The organism is Isoptericola variabilis, from assembly GCF_050311655.1.
GTDB lineage: Bacteria > Actinomycetota > Actinomycetes > Actinomycetales > Cellulomonadaceae > Isoptericola > Isoptericola variabilis.
Window position 1 is genome coordinate 76,881 of record NZ_JBNOZM010000004.1, and the last position, 14,292, is coordinate 91,172.

Genomic DNA, 14,292 nt, shown 5'->3' on the forward strand with positions numbered 1-14,292 from the left:
GCTCACTGATACGGCCCTGTTCGTGGCGAGCTGGACGGTGCAGCGGCAGGTGGTGTTCCCGCCGAGCGGTCCGCGACCCGACCCACCAGCCGCTCCAGCGGCCCCCGCCCGAGCAGGAACCGCCACGCGGTCGCCGTGGCGAGTGTGACCAGCACCATCGCGAGGAGCGGGCCGTTGGTCGTGGACCCCAGCAGGTCCCAGTGCCAGACGGCGACGATCTGCAGGGAGTACACGGTCAGCGCCATCGACCCGACCGCGGCGAGCGGGGCCAGCACCCAGCGACCCACCCGGCCGACGTACAGGCACAGCCCCACGACCGCCGCCGCGAACCCGCCCGACGCGAGCACCTCGATCGTCGTGTCGTCGTGGGGTCCGTCGAGGAACAGCCCGGCGACGCCGGGCCACGGGTCGCCCCAGCCGAAGGGTGCCGTGTCGACCGACTGGCGTGCCATGACCTGGGAGGTCAGCACCACCTCCTCACCGCCGGCGGCGCCGACCACCCAGCCGGACAGGAAGGAGAACGCGCCCCACGCGGCCAGCCCGCCCAGCAGGAGCCCGCGGCGCAGCCGGGGTGAGCGCAGGTCGCAGCGCCCGATCGCCATGCCCGCGAGCACGTAGGCCATCCAGACGATCGCCGGGTAGTGGCCGGTGAGGACGAAGTCCGTGACGGCGCCGGAGCCGTCGTGCGGCAGCCGCAGCCCGGCACGCAGCAGCGCCTCCGGCCCCCAGTACGCGAGCAGCGGCCCCACGAGGGCGACCACCCCGGCGAGCGCGAGGAGGCGCGGGGGCCGCCAGCGCAGGAACGGCAGCGCGAGCACGAAGTAGCAGGCGTAGAAGCCCAGGATGAGGGCGACGCGCGTGCCGAGGAGGTCGAGCAGCGCGACGACCACCAGCAGCATGGCGGCACGCACGAACAGTCGTAGGCGCGCCCGCCGCAGCGGGTCGCCGTCGAGCGTCCGCGGGCCGCCGGTGACGATCGCGACCGAGATGCCCGCCACCACGGCGAACAGGATCGAGGAGTGGCCGTGGGAGAGGTCGAGCAGCCACCAGGCGGGCCCGGCGTCGGGCGTCGTCACGCCGACGTGGGCGGTGAACATGCCCAGGACGGCGATCCCGCGGGCGACGTCCACGCCCGGGACGCGCCCCGGGCCGCCGCCGAGACGACGCAGGCCCGCACGCACGCCGGCACCGAGACGGGAGGTCGGCGCGCCGGTGGCCGCGGTCATGGCGCGATGATGCCACCGTCCGGTGACGCGCGTCGTCCCGGTGCGTGAGAACGTCACGGCTTGCAGGCCGCGCGGTCACTACGGTAGGAGCATGAGTGACCTCAGCGCGGAGCCCGCACCCCAGGGCGACCCCGAACCCGCCGGTGCCGACCTCAACGACGCGATCGAGGCACCCAGCACCCACCACACGGTGCCCAGCAAGGAGTCCGAGTCGTACACGCACGGGCACCACGAGTCCGTGCTGCGCTCGCACCGCTCCCGCACGGCCCAGAACTCGGCCGGCTTCCTGGTGCCGCACCTGCGCGACGACATGTCCCTGCTGGACGTCGGTTGCGGCCCCGGCACGGTGACCGCCGACTTCGCCCGGATCCTCGCGGGCGGCGAGGTCGTGGGCGTCGACGCCAGCCCCAAGGTGCTCGAGGCGGCGCGCGAGCACGCCGCGGCGCTGGGCTACGGGAACGTCCGGTTCCAGCAGGCGAACGCCTACGAGCTCCCGTTCGACGACGACTCGTTCGACGTCGTGTACGCGCACCAGCTGCTGCAGCACCTGTCCGACCCGGTCGCCGCGCTGCGCGAGATGAAGCGCGTCGCCAAGCCGGGCGGGATGGTCGCGGTGCGCGACGCCGACTACGCGGGCATGGCCTGGTACCCCGAGACCCCGGGCCTGACGGAGTGGAACGAGCTCTACCACGAGGTCACGCACGCCTACGGCTTCGAGCCCGACGCCGGCCGCCGCCTCATGTCGTGGGTGCAGGAGGCCGGGCTGGACGGCATCGTGCCGTCCGCGTCGTCGTGGTGCTACGCCACCCCCACCGACCGGCTGTGGTGGGGCGAGCTGTGGGCCGAGCGCTGCGTGGAGTCCAACTTCGCCGTGCAGGCCAAGGAGTCCGGGCTGGCCGACGACGTCGCGCTCGAGCAGATCGCGCAGGACTGGCAGGCGTGGGCGCAGGCGCCCGACGGCTGGTTCGCCATCCTGCACGGCGAGGTCCTCGCGCGGGCCTGACGACAGGCCCGATGTAGGCTTACATCATGAGCCATCGGACGCAGATCACCCTCGAGGACGCGCAGTATGCGCGCCTGCTCGCGGAGTCGCGGGCGTCCGGGCTGGGGCTGGCGGAGCTCGTGCGGCGTGCGGTGGACCGGGTCTACGGCGGCGCGGACGCCGACGAGTTCCTCCGCGCGCTCGACGAGAGCTTCGGCGCATGGGACGGCGACGACGTCGACGGCGCCGCGTACGTCGAGGCAACTCGGCCCGCCCGCGACGATCGGCTGGCCGAGTGGTGACGCCGGCGTGACCGTCCTCGTCGACACGTCGGTCTTCGTCGACCACCTGCGCGGGTGGGCGGAGGCGCGGGAAGCTCTCGCCGGGGCGCGCCGAGGCGGCCACCAGGTGGTGGCATCGGTGCTCACGCGAGCGGAGCTGCTCGGCGGGATGCGTGCGCTCGAGAAGGGGCGCACCCGCGCGCTGTTCCTCGCGGTCGGCTGGATCGACGTCGACCGCGAGATCGCCGACCGGGCCGGAGAGCTGGCGCGGGCGTACCGGCGCTCGCACCCCGGGATCGACCTGGTGGACTACGTGATCGCGGCGACGGCAGAGCTGTCCGGCGCGACGTTGCTCACCCGCAACGTAAAGCACTTCCCGATGATCGACGGGCTCGTCGCCCCCTACTGACACGCCCCGCGTAACCTGGGCGCGTGCGCATCGCGAGATTCACCACCGGAGACGACCCCCGCTTCGCCCTCGTGCAGCAGGAGGGTGACAAGACGTTCCTCGCCGTCCTCGGCGGCGACCCGCTCTACATGCCGGCCATGCCGACGGGGGAGCGGATCGAGCTGGGCGACGGCGTCCGGCTGCTCGCCCCGGTGATCCCGCGCTCCAAGGTGGTCGCCGTCGGCAAGAACTACGCCGACCACGCCAAGGAGATGGGCGGCGAGGTGCCCGCCACCCCGCTGCTGTTCTTCAAGCCGAACACCGCCGTGGTCGGCCCCGACGACCCGGTGGTGCTGCCCGAGTTCACGCGCGAGGTCAGCTACGAGGCCGAGCTCGCCGTCGTGATCTCCAAGGTCACCAAGGACGTGGAGCCCGAGAACGTGCGGTCGTACGTCCTCGGCTACACCGTGGCCAACGACGTCACGGCCCGCGACGCGCAGCGGACCGACGGCCAGTGGGCGCGGGCCAAGGGCTTCGACACCTCCTGCCCGCTGGGCCCGTGGATCGACACCGACCTGAACCCCGAGGACGTCGCCGTGCGCTCCCGCGTCAACGGCGAGCTCAAGCAGGACGGCCGCACGTCGGACATGGTCTTCGACGTGCCGTTCCTCGTGTCGTACATCAGCAAGGCGATGACTCTCCTGCCCGGCGACGTGATCCTCACCGGCACGCCCGCCGGCGTGGGCCGCATCGACCACGGCGACCGCGTGGAGTGCGAGGTCGAGGGGATCGGCGTCCTCGCCAACCCCGTGTTCCGGCGCGACTGAGGTGACCGCGACCGACGTCGCCGCCGTCGCCGACCTGCGCGCCGACGCCCGCGAGGTGCTGCGGAGCATGCCCGCGGCCGACGACGGTCAGCGTGCGCTGCGCGACCGGTTCGTCACGCACCTCGACGCCCGTCCGGACGGCGTGCTGCGCACCTGCCGCCCGGACCACGTCACCGCCTCCACGGTGGTGCTGTCCGCGGACGCCTCGCGCGTCCTGCTGACCCTGCACGCCAAGGCGGGCCGCTGGTTCCAGCTCGGCGGGCACCCCGAGCCCGGCGACGCCACGCTGCTCGCCGCGGCGCGGCGTGAGGCCACCGAGGAGTCCGGGCTGGACGTCGACCTGGACCCCGTGCCCGTGCACCTGGACGAGCACGCCGTGCCGTTCTGCGGGCCCGACGGCGACGCGCACCACCTGGACGTGCGCTTCGTCGCCGTCGCGCCCGACGGCGCCCGGCATGCCGTGAGCGACGAGTCCCTCGATGTGCGCTGGTGGCCGGTGGACGACCTGCCGAACCCGGACCTCGCCGAGCCGGTGGCGCTCGCCGTCGCGCGGGTGCGCGCTCGTCAGGAGGCGGTCCGCGGCTCGCGGTAGCGGTCCTCGTCGATGCCGGCGAGCCGGGAGGGGTGCACCTGGCCGCCCAGGCCGTAGAACCGCTGGAAGCTCATCACGAGCGGCCGCCACCGGTCCGGGTCGATCCGGTCGGCGTGGCCGTCCAGGCGGATCGCCGGGTCGACCCAGACGCGCGTCACCTCCGCCTCGACGGTGAGCTGCCGCGCCGCGCCCGGGTCGTCCCCGGGCCGGGCGCCGAGCGGCCGGACCTGCCGGACCACCGCTTCCAGGTGCACGAGGCACTCGGCCACGCGCTGCGGGCGCACGGTCGCCGACTCGAGCGGGGTCAGCCCGGCGGCGCCGAACTTGTCCGGCACGTGGACGTAGCCGGCGCGCGCCTTCCACGGCGAGACCTCGGGCCGCCCCGTCGTCAGGGCCAGGCGGTCCACGTGCGCCACGTTGGCCGGCGACGCGAGGTTCATCACGAGCTCCGGGTGCCGCCTCAGGTTCGCCGCCGTCTGGCTGCGGGCGCCGATGCCGAGCACCGCGCTGCGTCCCAGCCAGAACACGGACGACATGGGCATGAGGTTGGTCGTCCCGTCCTCGTTGGTCGAGCTCAGCAGCACGACCGGCGTGCCGAAGTACAGGATCGCGGGGTCGACGACGACGTGGTCGGTCGTGGCGTGCTGCGTGGGCGCGGTGGCCGCGGTGCTGGTCATGGGCACGACGCTAGGAGGGGCGGCCGCCGCCGTCCGGCGGGAATCGGACGCCGCGTCGGCGGACAACTAGGCTGGGGCCCGTGATCCCCGCTGCTGGTTCTTCCGCCGTCCGTGTCCGCTTCGCCCCGTCGCCGACGGGCATGTTCCACGTGGGCGGCGCCCGGTCGGCGCTGTTCAACTGGGCGGTCGCCAAGCACCAGGGCGGCACGTTCGTGCTGCGCGTCGAGGACACCGACGCCGCGCGCAACAAGCCCGAGTGGGTGGACGGCATCCTCAGCGCCCTCGCGTCCCTCGGCATGCACGCCGAGGACCCGACGTTCGAGGGCCCGTACTTCCAGTCGCAGAACGTCGCCAAGCACCGCGAGGCGTCGGCCCGCCTGTACGAGGCCGGGCGCGCGTACTACTGCGACTGCACCCGCGACGACGTCGCCGCCCGCACCGGCAACCCGCAGTCCGGCTACGACGGCTTCTGCCGCGACCGCGGCCTGGACTACGAGCCGGGCCGTGCGCTGCGCTTCCGCACCCCCGACGAGGGCGAGACGCAGGTCGTCGACCTCATCCGCGGCAACCCGACCTTCCCGAACTCCGCCATGGAGGACTTCGTCGTCGCGCGCGGCGACGGCTCGCCCGTCTTCCTGCTCGCCAACGTGGTGGACGACCTCGACGAGGGCATCACCCACGTCATCCGCGGCGAGGAGCACCTGCCGAACACGCCCAAGCAGCAGCTGCTGTGGGAGGCGCTCGGCGCGCAGCCGCCCACGTGGGCGCACCTGCCGGTGATCGTCAACGAGAAGCGCCAGAAGCTGTCCAAGCGCCGCGACAAGGTCGCGCTCGAGGACTACCTGGCGGAGGGCTACCTGCCCGACGCGATGGTCAACTACCTCATGCTGCTCGGCTGGGCTCCCGGCAACGACGAGGAGATCCTCCCGTTCGACGAGCTCGTCGAGCGGTTCCGCATCGAGGACGTCAACAGCGCGTCCGCGTTCTTCGACGTCAAGAAGCTGCTGTCGTTCAACGGCGAGTACATCCGGAAGATGTCCGTCGAGGACTTCATCGCCGCCGTCGACCCCTGGCTGCACGCGCCGAAGGCGCCGTGGACCGAGGAGCAGTACGACGCCGCCGCGTTCGCCAGGGTCGCGCCGCTCGCCCAGTCGCGCGTCGCCCTGCTCGCCGACATCACCGACAACGTCGACTTCCTCTTCCTCGACGAGCCGGTCGACGACGAGCGCTCCTGGGCCAAGGCGATGAAGGCCGGCGCCGCCGAGCTGCTCACGGACGCCCGCGCGGCGCTCGCGGACCTCGCGACGTGGGAGGCGGAGCCGCTCAAGGACCTCGTCACGGCGGTGGGGGAGCAGCACGGCCTCAAGCTCGGCAAGGCGCAGGCGCCCGTGCGCGTCGCCGTCACCGGCCGGACCATCGGACTGCCGCTGTTCGAGTCGCTCGAGGTGCTCGGCCGCGAGCGCACGCTCGCGCGCGTCGACGCCGCCCTGGCGCGCCTGGCCCGCGAGGCCGACGCCGCCCCGGCCACGCCCGCGGCGACCGACGGCGCGACCGCGTGAGGGCGCGCGTCGACGGCGTCCTGCTCGACGTCGACGACACGCTCGTCGACACCAAGGGCGGGTTCGCCAAGGCCCTGACCGCCGTCGCCGTCGAGTACCTGCCGCACGTGCCGGCGGACCGCTACCCCGAGCTGCTGGCGCACTGGCGCACCGACCCGGGCGGGTACTACAAGCGCTTCACGCGCGGCGAGACGGACGCCCTCACCCAGCGCCGCCTGCGCGCCGACCTGCTGCACCGCACCTTCGGGGGCGAGCCCGTCACGGAGGACTCATTCGCCGACTGGGACGCCCTGTTCTGGGGCACGTTCGAGCGGTCGTGGGCGGCGTTCGACGACTCCGCGGCCGTGCTCGAGGCGCTGCGGGGCGCGGGCGTGAAGGTCGGCGTCGTGACGAACGCGCACGTCGAGCTGCAGGAGCGCAAGCTGCGCGCCGCCGGGCTGGAGGGTGTCGCCGTGCTCGTGGGCGTCGACACGCTCGGCTACGGCAAGCCGCACCCCGACGTGTTCGTCGAGGGCGCCCGCCGCCTCGGCACCGACGTCGCGCGCACCGCGTACGTGGGCGACGAGCCCACCACCGACGCCCGCGCCGCGCACGACGCCGGCCTGGTCGGCGTCTGGCTCGACCGGCCGGGCGCCCGCCGGGACGACGAGCGCCACGTGGACGCCGACGCCCTGCGCGCCGACGGCATCGTCGTGCTGCCCGGCCTCGCCGGGCTGCCCTCCGCCCTCGGGCTCTGACCGGCAGGTTTCATCCTTCCGGGCGGACGCCCGCCGGGCCTAGCGTGGGACGTCGGTCCGACGAGGAGGTCAGGCCATGGGCGCACACGCGGTCCGGGGCAGGCTGGGCGCGCGTGCGCTCGCGGGGCTGGCGGCGGGCGCGCTGGCCGTCGCCGTCGTCGCGGCCGCGCCACCGGCGACAGCGGCGGTCGTGGACCGCGGCACCTACTCCGACACCTACGCCTACGAGTACGGCGAGTGCGGCTACCCGGTGCAGGTCGAGGGCGAGCGGTCCGGCCGGTACGTCGTCCGCCAGGACCGCGACACCGTGGCGCCGCTGCTCGGCGACGTCTACGAGTACACCGAGGTGCACACGCGTGCCGACACCGGTGAGCGGTTCGTCGTACGGGGGCACGGCACCACGCGGGACGTCGCGGTCACGGGGCTCGGGGACGGCCTGGTCCGCGTCCGGAGCCTCGACGCCGGCCAGCCCTTCGTCGTGTCGGACGTCGACGGGCGCGTCGTGGCGCGCGACCGCGGCGCGATCCGCTCCACGTACGTGCTCGACGCCGACGGGCAGTTCGTCGAGCTGCTGGACCAACGGGTCGCGGGGCCGCACCCGGGGTTCGACACGGGGATCTGCCGCGCGGCGGGCGAGCTGGTCGGCACGGGCTCCGGTGACCGGCTGACGGCCCGCCCGGCGGGGACGACGGCGTCGCCGCTCGGCTACCAGGAGTACCTGCCGCCCGGGTACGGGGACGAGCCGCGGCCGCTGCTCGTGGCCCTGCACGGCTACGACGAGGGCGGCGACGGGTCGGCCGCTGCCCTGCCGAACCTGCTCGCGACGGGCGTCCCGTGGCTGATCGACGTCGACGGCTGGCCGGCGGACCGCCCGTTCGTCGTCCTGGCGCCGCAGCACGACTTCCCGGCGCCGGACCCGGCCTTCGACGCGTGCGCGAACGTGGAGTGGTTCGGGTCGTGCAGCGCCCGCGTCCAGCACGACCTGGGTCACCCGGAGGGCACGTCCCCCTGCACGACGCCGGACGAGGTGCGCGGGTTCCTCGAGTACGCGCTGGAGGCCTACGACGTCGACCCGACCCGCGTCTTCCTCACCGGCCTGAGCTGCGGTGGGGTCGGCGTGTGGGAGTACCTGGCGCAGGGGGAGGGACCGGCGGTGCGGGGCGCGGTGCCGATCGCGACGGACGGGCGACCGTCGTGGGACGCGGCGGGCTGCGGCCTGGCGGACACCGCGACCTGGGTGTTCCACGGCGACGCGGACGACGTCATGGACCCCCGCGGTGCCACCGAGACCGCGGCGCACCTGCAGGGCTGCCCGACGCCGCCGGCGCGGGAGTCCCGGCTCACCGTCTACCCGGGCGTGGACCACGACTCCTGGTCGCGCACGTACGACCTCACGGCCGGCAACGACGTCTACGCCTGGATGCTCGCCCTGCCCTGATCCCCGACCTGTCAGGACCAGGAGCACAAGGACCTGCTCGTGGCCCTGACAACTCGCTCAGGGGGCGAGCAGGAGGACGGCGGTGAGCGCGGTTCCCGTGACGACGACCGTGCCGAGGGCGCCGAGCAGAAGCGGGCGGCGGGCGGTGCGGGCCAGGCGCGGCACGTCGACGCCGGTGCCGAGGGCGAACATCGCGGCGACGAACAGGATCGTCGTGAGCTGCTGCGCGGTGGCCGTGACGACGTCGGGCAGCAGGCCCGTGCTGCGCAGCAGGACCGCGGCGAGGAAGCCCAGCACGAACCCGGGGACGAGCGGGGCGCGTCGGCCGCGCGCCGCCGGGCGGCCCTCGGCTGCCCCGGGCACGACGTCGTCCCCGGGCGCCGCGGTGATCGTCGCGCGCCGCGAGAGCAGCGCGCCCGCGCCGGCGACCAGCGGCGCGAGCAACACGACGCGCGCCAGCTTGGTGACCGTGGCCGTGGCCAGCGCGGCGGCCGAGACGGTGCCCGCGGCGGCGACCACCTGGGCGACCTCCTGCACGCTCGCGCCGATCCAGAGCCCCGCCTGGTGGTCCGTGAGCCCGAGGGCGCCCGCCAGCGGCGGCAGCACGAAGATCGCGACCGTGCCGTAGACCGTGACGAGCGCGAGCGCGGCGGCGACGTCGTCGCGCAGCCGGGCAGCGCCGGCACCGCCGTCGGGGGCGGTGCGCGGGTCGCGCTCGAGCACGCTCGTCATCGCGGAGACGGCCGCGGCGCCGCAGATCGAGAACCCGGTGGCGACCAGCAGGGTGGTGGCGCGCGGCACCCGCAGCAGCCGCCCGAGACCGAGGATCGCGGCGAACGTGACCGTCACGGTGATCACGACGACGGCGATCCCCCGCCAGCCGAGCGCGAGCACGTCGGGGATCGAGAGCTGCAGGCCGAGCAGCACCACCCCGGCCCGGAGCACCGTGCGCGCCGTCCAGTCGGTGCCGGGCCCGACCCGCTCGGCGAACCGGGCGGCGCGGGCGCCCCGCGGCACGAACCGGCCCAGCACCGAGCCGAGCACCGCACCCGCCACGAGGGCCAGGACCAGGGGCGACAGCGCGCCGTTCGTCAGCGGGGTGAGGAGCCGGCTGACGCCGAGCAGGGCCACGGTGGCCACGGCGGCCAGCGCAAGACCCGGGCCGAGGGCGGACGTGCCGCGGGGGTTCCGGGGAGTCGGGGGAGCGGTCGGGACCTGGGCGGTGGGCTGATCGGTGGTGCGAGCGGTGGACACCTGACCAGGCTCGCGACCCCCAGCGCGACCCGGAAGCGCCAGGTGCCGATCGATCCATAGACTGACGCTATGGCAGAACGTCCTCCCCTGGCCGCCCTCGAGCTCCTCGTCGCCCTCGACGCCCACGGCTCGATCTCCGCCGCCGCGCGCGCCGCCGGGGTCTCCCAGCCGACGGCATCCGCCGGGCTGCACCGCCTCGAGCGTCGTCTCGGCCTGGAGCTGTTGTCCCGCGGGCCGCGCGGCACGGCGCTCACCCCCGTCGGGCGGCAGGTCGCGGAGGCGGCACGCGACGTCGTCGACGCCACCGACCGCTTCGAGGCCGCGGCCACCGCCCTGCGGTCCGCGCCCGTCCCCGGGCTGCGGGTGGCCGCGAGCCTCACGATCGCCGAGTACCTGGCGCCGCGGTGGCTGGCCGCGTTCGGGCGCGGGGAGCGGGAGCGGTCCGGCGCGGCGCCCGACGTCGAGCTCGTCGTGCGCAACTCGCGCGAGGTCATGGAGCTCGTGCTCGACGGCGCGGCCGAGCTCGGGTTCGTGGAGAGCCCGACCGTGCGGCGCGGGCTGCGCTCGCGCACCGTGGCCCACGACGAGCTCGTGGCCGTCGTCGCGCCCGCGCACCCGTGGGCGCGACGACGGTCCGTCAGCCCCGCGGGCCTGGCCGCGGGAGACCTCGTGCTGCGCGAGGCCGGCTCGGGCACCCGCGACGTCCTCGAGGACGCGCTCGGGCAGGCCGGGGTGCGCCTGCCCGCCCACGTCACGGCCCTGGGCTCGACGGCCGCCGTGAAGTCCGCCGTGCGTCACGGGGACGGCGTGACCGTCCTGTCCGCCCTCACCGTGGCGGACGACGTCGCCGCGGGCCACCTCGTGACCGTCCCCATCGCGCAGCTCGACCTGTCGCGCCGGCTGCGGGTGGTGTGGCGCGACGGCGCGTCGTTGTCCGCGCCCGCGCGGCGGCTGGCCGCAGTCGCGGGGGCGCGCTGACCGCCCCCGTCAGCGCCGGCGGGCGCGGTAGGCGGACGTCACGTACGGCAGGTCGATCTCGGCGCGACCGGCGAGGGCGGGGTGCGTGGCCTCCAGCGCGTCGACGTCGGCCAGGAGCGCGGCGCGCTCGTCGTCGGGCAGCGTGAGGAGGTAGCTGCGGGTCCCGGCGAGCACGCGCAGCGCGCCGGCGGGGAGACGGTCGGTCCAGCGGAACGTGGCAGCCTCCACGGACGTGAACCCGTCGCCGAACCCTGCCGGCGGGACGTGACCGGCGGCGGGCTCGAGCCGGTCGCCGCGGTGCAGGATCTCGCCGAACCGTGCGACCCAGTCGACCTCGGCGTCCCGGTCGTTCCAAACGACCCCGAGCGTGCCGCCGGGCCGCAGGACGCGGGCGACCTCGGCCGCCGCGGCGTCGGTGTCGAACCAGTGCCACGCCTGGCCGACGAGCACGGCATCGACGGAGGCGCTCGGGAGGGGGATGCGCTCGGCGGTGCCCTGGTGGGTGGTGACGCCGGGCAGCCGCGCGGCCAGCTCGCCGAGCATGGGCAGCGATGGGTCGACGGCGACGACGTCGGCCCCGGGCGCGGCGGCCACCACGACCTCCGTGAGCTTGCCCGTGCCGGCGGCGAGGTCAAGGACCCGGCGCGCGCCGGCGGGCAGGAGCCACTCGACCGTCTCGCGCGGGTAGGACGGCCTGACCTGGGCGTACACGTCGGCGTCCCGGTCGAACGACGCCGCGCGGTCGGCGTGGTCGTGGGGGTCGTGAGGGGAGGGAGCGGGCGCCGACGGCGGCGTCGGGGGAGTCGGGGAGGTCATGCGGCGAGCCTGCCACGGACGGCGGGCGAGCGTGACGCACGGCACCTCGCGCGCGTTTTGGCCGACGGCCGGACGTCCGGTAATGTTTTCCGACGTTGGGCCTGACGAGGGCGCTCCGACAGTGTCGGATTTGCCCGTGAGGTCCGATCCATTGGGGTATGGTGTAATTGGCAGCACGAGTGGTTCTGGTCCACTTAGTCTAGGTTCGAGTCCTGGTACCCCAGCGCAACGCTCTTCTTCCGCCCGTGGCGGTGTGTAGAGTGTGCTCGGCACGACGGCCCCTCGGGGTTCGACGAGTCATAGGCCCCCATCGTCTAGCGGCCTAGGACGCCGCCCTCTCACGGCGGTAACGCGGGTTCAAATCCCGCTGGGGGTACGCAGCTCGTCCATCTCGTATGGACGGTTGCACGGGCCTCACGGCTCGACGCAGTTCCAGGCCCCCATCGTCTAGCGGCCTAGGACGCCGCCCTCTCACGGCGGTAACGCGGGTTCAAATCCCGCTGGGGGTACACAGCAAAGGCAAGGCCCGGTCCACGCGGACCGGGCCTTCGTCGTTCCCGGGTTCTGCGGGCCTGACACCCGTCCGCCCGGTGCCCCCGGGGATGAGCTCAGAGGAACGGGTCGGGCACGGTCGCGCCGTCGCTGCGCGGGTGGTCGTAGCTCGCGCCGGTGGGTTTCCACGACACCGGGTGCGCCCCCGCGCTGGGCTGTGCCTCGGGCGGGCGGGGCGCGGGGCTCGACGGCGGCACGGCGATCGGCTGCGTCGTGGGACGGGGACCCTCGGACGTCTCGCGACCGGGCACGACGGTGGGCGCGCCGGGTGCGCCGTCGGGCGGCCGGGTGGGGCCGGCGCCCAGGTCGTCGTCGTCGTCCAGGCGCGGGCCGCCGGGCGTGAAGAGGGTGTCGCACAGGGTGCGGTAGGTGGAGTCCGGGCGCGGGACGTACTTGATGGTGCGCAGCGCCTGGTCCTGGCCGGCGGACTCCATGTCGAAGCGGCCGTAGCCGAGCACCTGGCCCGTGGGGCTGCGCGAGTACCCCATGTCGGTGACCTTCTTCATCGGCATCATCGCGACCTTGTGCACGACGAGCCCGTAGAGCAGCAGGAGGCGCTTGTCGGTCGCGACGAACCACTCGTAGCGCCACTCGAGCCACTTCCAGGCGAGGCGGCCGGCGACGACGAACCATGCCACCCACAGCCAGCCCACGGTGGAGCGCACGTCGACCGGCGTCGACATGACGATGGTGCCGATCAGCAGGAACGCGGCGGCCGTCGTGGCGATCGGCTCGAGGAGCAGCGCCCAGTGGTGCCGCGTCGCGACGATCACCCGCTCGTTCGGCAGCACGTACCGACGCAGGTGCGCGTGGGCGCGCACGGCCTCGCGCTGACGCCTCTCGTCGGTGGTCACAGGGTTCTCCGGCCGTCGGTCGTCAGTCGGTCAGGTTCGCGAAGAACTGCCCGAAGCTGGAGAACGCGTTGGTGATGAAGTCCCAGATCGCCGTGACGATGTTCGCCGCACGGTCAGGGCTGCTCACGATCGCGTAGATCAGGAAGATCACGACGATCCAGATCAGCAGTGTCTTGGCCTTCGCGGGCATCAGGTCCTCACGCCTCTCGGGTCGCAGGGCAGGGCTGCCCCGTCAGCCAGGAGCGTACTGACCTGGGCGGGGGCCCGACAGCACCGGGCCCGGCGCGCCGCGTGGAGTCGCGGCGGGCCGGGCCCGGTGTCGGAGCGGGTATCGGTGCTGGTGGGTCGCGCGGGTCACTCGCCGGCGCGGCGCAGCACCTCGGTCAGGCGGTTGGCGGCGGAGACGACGGCGGCGGAGTGCAGGCGGCCCGGCTGGCGGGTGAGGCGCTCGACCGGCCCGGAGACGGACACGGACGCCACGACCCGGCCGGACGGCCCGCGCACCGGCGCGGAGACGGACGCGACGCCGAGCTCGCGCTCGGAGACCGACTGCGCCCAGCCGCGGCGCCGGACGCCGGACAGAATCGTCGCGGTGAACACGGCCTCGCGCAGGCCGCGGTGCAGGCGGTCCGGCTCCTCCCAGGCGAGGAGGATCTGCGCCGCGGAGCCCGCGTGCATCGTGAGGGTGGCGCCCACGGGGATTGAGTCGCGCAGACCGACCGGCCGCTCGGCGGCGGCCACGCACACGCGATGGTCGCCCTGGCGGCGGTAGAGCTGTGCGCTCTCGCCCGTGTGGTCGCGCAGTGCCGTGAGCACGGGGTTGGCCGCGGCGAGCAGCCGGTCCTCGCCGGCCGCCGTCGCGAGCTCGTTGAGGCGCGGTCCGAGCACGAACCGGCCCTGCATGTCGCGGCCCACGAGACGGTGGTGCTCGAGGGCGACGGCGAGTCGATGCGCCGTGGGGCGGGCGAGCCCGGTCGAGGAGACCAGCTGCGCCAGAGTGGCGGGACCAGCCTCCAGAGCGCCCAGCACGGACGCGGCCTTGTCGAGTACGCCGACTCCGCTAGTATCGTCCATAGGACGATATTGACGTCTCAGTCACTGAGATTGCAAGTCGAGGACCGCATCTCACGG

The 14,292-nt window shown here is 74.4% G+C and carries 16 protein-coding genes and 3 tRNA genes; 12 read left to right on the forward strand and 7 right to left on the reverse strand.

Features of this window, described 5'->3' with window-relative positions; all coding sequences use genetic code 11:
* Window positions 1-2: 2 nt before the first annotated feature.
* Window positions 3-1,226: a heparan-alpha-glucosaminide N-acetyltransferase domain-containing protein gene (locus tag ACQP60_RS10135; protein WP_429731630.1), complete on the reverse strand. Its 1,224-nt coding sequence runs from the start codon at window positions 1,224-1,226 to the stop codon at window positions 3-5.
* Between the two features lie 91 nt (window positions 1,227-1,317).
* Between ACQP60_RS10135 and ACQP60_RS10140 the strand changes: the two genes are divergently transcribed.
* The 5 genes from ACQP60_RS10140 to ACQP60_RS10160 are packed head-to-tail and all read left to right on the forward strand — an operon-like array spanning window position 1,318 to window position 4,296.
* On the forward strand, window positions 1,318-2,229 hold the full coding sequence (locus tag ACQP60_RS10140; RefSeq protein ID WP_429731633.1) for a class I SAM-dependent methyltransferase: 912 nt from the start codon (window positions 1,318-1,320) through the stop codon (window positions 2,227-2,229).
* A 26-nt stretch (window positions 2,230-2,255) separates the two neighbouring features.
* Window positions 2,256-2,510 (forward strand): hypothetical protein, encoded by a 255-nt coding sequence (locus ACQP60_RS10145; RefSeq protein ID WP_429731635.1) that lies wholly within the window; start codon window positions 2,256-2,258, stop codon window positions 2,508-2,510.
* Between the two features lie 7 nt (window positions 2,511-2,517).
* Window positions 2,518-2,898, forward strand: a complete 381-nt coding sequence (locus tag ACQP60_RS10150; RefSeq protein ID WP_429731638.1) for a type II toxin-antitoxin system VapC family toxin — start codon at window positions 2,518-2,520, stop codon at window positions 2,896-2,898.
* 23 nt (window positions 2,899-2,921) lie between these two features.
* Complete coding sequence (locus ACQP60_RS10155) at window positions 2,922-3,704, forward strand: fumarylacetoacetate hydrolase family protein (RefSeq protein WP_429731641.1); 783 nt, start codon at window positions 2,922-2,924, stop codon at window positions 3,702-3,704.
* A gap of 1 nt (window position 3,705) precedes the next feature.
* On the forward strand, window positions 3,706-4,296 hold the full coding sequence (locus ACQP60_RS10160; protein WP_429731645.1) for an NUDIX hydrolase: 591 nt from the start codon (window positions 3,706-3,708) through the stop codon (window positions 4,294-4,296).
* On the opposite strand, the gene ACQP60_RS10165 is transcribed toward ACQP60_RS10160, so the two are convergent.
* Window positions 4,269-4,973 carry a flavin reductase family protein gene (locus ACQP60_RS10165; protein WP_429731648.1) on the reverse strand — a complete coding sequence of 235 codons (705 nt, stop codon included), beginning with the start codon at window positions 4,971-4,973 and terminating at the stop codon, window positions 4,269-4,271. The two genes, ACQP60_RS10160 and ACQP60_RS10165, sit on opposite strands and share 28 nt — an antisense overlap.
* 80 nt (window positions 4,974-5,053) lie before the next feature.
* On the opposite strand from ACQP60_RS10165, the gene gltX reads away from it, so the two are divergent.
* The 3 genes from gltX (at window position 5,054) to ACQP60_RS10180 (ending at window position 8,707) form a co-directional block, all read left to right on the forward strand.
* On the forward strand, window positions 5,054-6,532 hold the full coding sequence (gltX, locus tag ACQP60_RS10170) for a glutamate--tRNA ligase (RefSeq protein ID WP_429731650.1): 1,479 nt from the start codon (window positions 5,054-5,056) through the stop codon (window positions 6,530-6,532).
* A complete protein-coding gene (locus ACQP60_RS10175; protein WP_429731653.1) occupies window positions 6,529-7,269 on the forward strand; it encodes an HAD family hydrolase in 741 nt (246 codons plus the stop codon). The genes gltX and ACQP60_RS10175 overlap by 4 nt, the downstream gene beginning before the upstream one ends.
* A 76-nt stretch (window positions 7,270-7,345) precedes the next feature.
* Window positions 7,346-8,707 carry a carboxylesterase family protein gene (locus ACQP60_RS10180; protein ID WP_429731656.1) on the forward strand — a complete coding sequence of 454 codons (1,362 nt, stop codon included), beginning with the start codon at window positions 7,346-7,348 and terminating at the stop codon, window positions 8,705-8,707.
* Between the two features lie 57 nt (window positions 8,708-8,764).
* On the opposite strand, the gene ACQP60_RS10185 is transcribed toward ACQP60_RS10180, so the two are convergent.
* Entirely contained in the window at window positions 8,765-9,961 is a 1,197-nt protein-coding gene (locus tag ACQP60_RS10185) for a YeiH family protein (protein WP_429731658.1), read from the reverse strand.
* Window positions 9,962-10,030: 69 nt separating this feature from the next.
* On the opposite strand from ACQP60_RS10185, the gene ACQP60_RS10190 reads away from it, so the two are divergent.
* Window positions 10,031-10,939, forward strand: coding sequence for a LysR substrate-binding domain-containing protein (locus ACQP60_RS10190; RefSeq protein ID WP_429731661.1), 909 nt, complete (start codon window positions 10,031-10,033; stop codon window positions 10,937-10,939).
* Between the two features lie 9 nt (window positions 10,940-10,948).
* Here ACQP60_RS10190 and ACQP60_RS10195 read toward each other — a convergent pair whose 3' ends face one another.
* Complete coding sequence (locus tag ACQP60_RS10195; protein WP_429731664.1) at window positions 10,949-11,755, reverse strand: class I SAM-dependent methyltransferase; 807 nt, start codon at window positions 11,753-11,755, stop codon at window positions 10,949-10,951.
* Window positions 11,756-11,907: 152 nt separating this feature from the next.
* On the opposite strand from ACQP60_RS10195, the gene ACQP60_RS10200 reads away from it, so the two are divergent.
* The 3 genes from ACQP60_RS10200 to ACQP60_RS10210 all read left to right on the forward strand — a co-directional run bounded on the left by ACQP60_RS10200 (window position 11,908) and on the right by ACQP60_RS10210 (window position 12,264).
* Window positions 11,908-11,979: transfer RNA gene (locus tag ACQP60_RS10200), tRNA-Gln, on the forward strand.
* A gap of 79 nt (window positions 11,980-12,058) precedes the next feature.
* Window positions 12,059-12,131: transfer RNA gene (locus ACQP60_RS10205), tRNA-Glu, on the forward strand.
* A gap of 60 nt (window positions 12,132-12,191) precedes the next feature.
* Window positions 12,192-12,264 (forward strand) — tRNA-Glu (locus tag ACQP60_RS10210).
* A 99-nt stretch (window positions 12,265-12,363) separates the two neighbouring features.
* On the opposite strand, the gene ACQP60_RS10215 is transcribed toward ACQP60_RS10210, so the two are convergent.
* From ACQP60_RS10215 to ACQP60_RS10225, 3 genes are all read right to left on the reverse strand, one after another.
* Window positions 12,364-13,161 carry a PH domain-containing protein gene (locus ACQP60_RS10215; protein ID WP_429731667.1) on the reverse strand — a complete coding sequence of 266 codons (798 nt, stop codon included), beginning with the start codon at window positions 13,159-13,161 and terminating at the stop codon, window positions 12,364-12,366.
* A gap of 22 nt (window positions 13,162-13,183) precedes the next feature.
* Complete coding sequence (locus ACQP60_RS10220; protein ID WP_176168850.1) at window positions 13,184-13,351, reverse strand: hypothetical protein; 168 nt, start codon at window positions 13,349-13,351, stop codon at window positions 13,184-13,186.
* 164 nt (window positions 13,352-13,515) lie between these two features.
* Window positions 13,516-14,235: an IclR family transcriptional regulator gene (locus ACQP60_RS10225; protein ID WP_079574616.1), complete on the reverse strand. Its 720-nt coding sequence runs from the start codon at window positions 14,233-14,235 to the stop codon at window positions 13,516-13,518.
* Window positions 14,236-14,292: the final 57 nt, after the last annotated feature.

Excerpts from the sequence above, each read along its gene's own strand:
- ACQP60_RS10135 (WP_429731630.1), bottom strand. The coding sequence starts at position 1,226 with ATGACCGCGGCCACCGGCGCGCCGACCTCCCGTCTCGGTGCCGGCGTG.
- ACQP60_RS10140 (WP_429731633.1), top strand. The coding sequence starts at position 1,318 with ATGAGTGACCTCAGCGCGGAGCCCGCACCCCAGGGCGACCCCGAACCC.
- ACQP60_RS10145 (WP_429731635.1), top strand. The coding sequence starts at position 2,256 with ATGAGCCATCGGACGCAGATCACCCTCGAGGACGCGCAGTATGCGCGC.
- ACQP60_RS10165 (WP_429731648.1), bottom strand. The coding sequence starts at position 4,973 with ATGACCAGCACCGCGGCCACCGCGCCCACGCAGCACGCCACGACCGAC.
- ACQP60_RS10180 (WP_429731656.1), top strand. The coding sequence starts at position 7,346 with ATGGGCGCACACGCGGTCCGGGGCAGGCTGGGCGCGCGTGCGCTCGCG.
- ACQP60_RS10190 (WP_429731661.1), top strand. The coding sequence starts at position 10,031 with ATGGCAGAACGTCCTCCCCTGGCCGCCCTCGAGCTCCTCGTCGCCCTC.
- ACQP60_RS10195 (WP_429731664.1), bottom strand. The coding sequence starts at position 11,755 with ATGACCTCCCCGACTCCCCCGACGCCGCCGTCGGCGCCCGCTCCCTCC.
- ACQP60_RS10220 (WP_176168850.1), bottom strand. The coding sequence starts at position 13,351 with ATGCCCGCGAAGGCCAAGACACTGCTGATCTGGATCGTCGTGATCTTC.
- ACQP60_RS10225 (WP_079574616.1), bottom strand. The coding sequence starts at position 14,235 with ATGGACGATACTAGCGGAGTCGGCGTACTCGACAAGGCCGCGTCCGTG.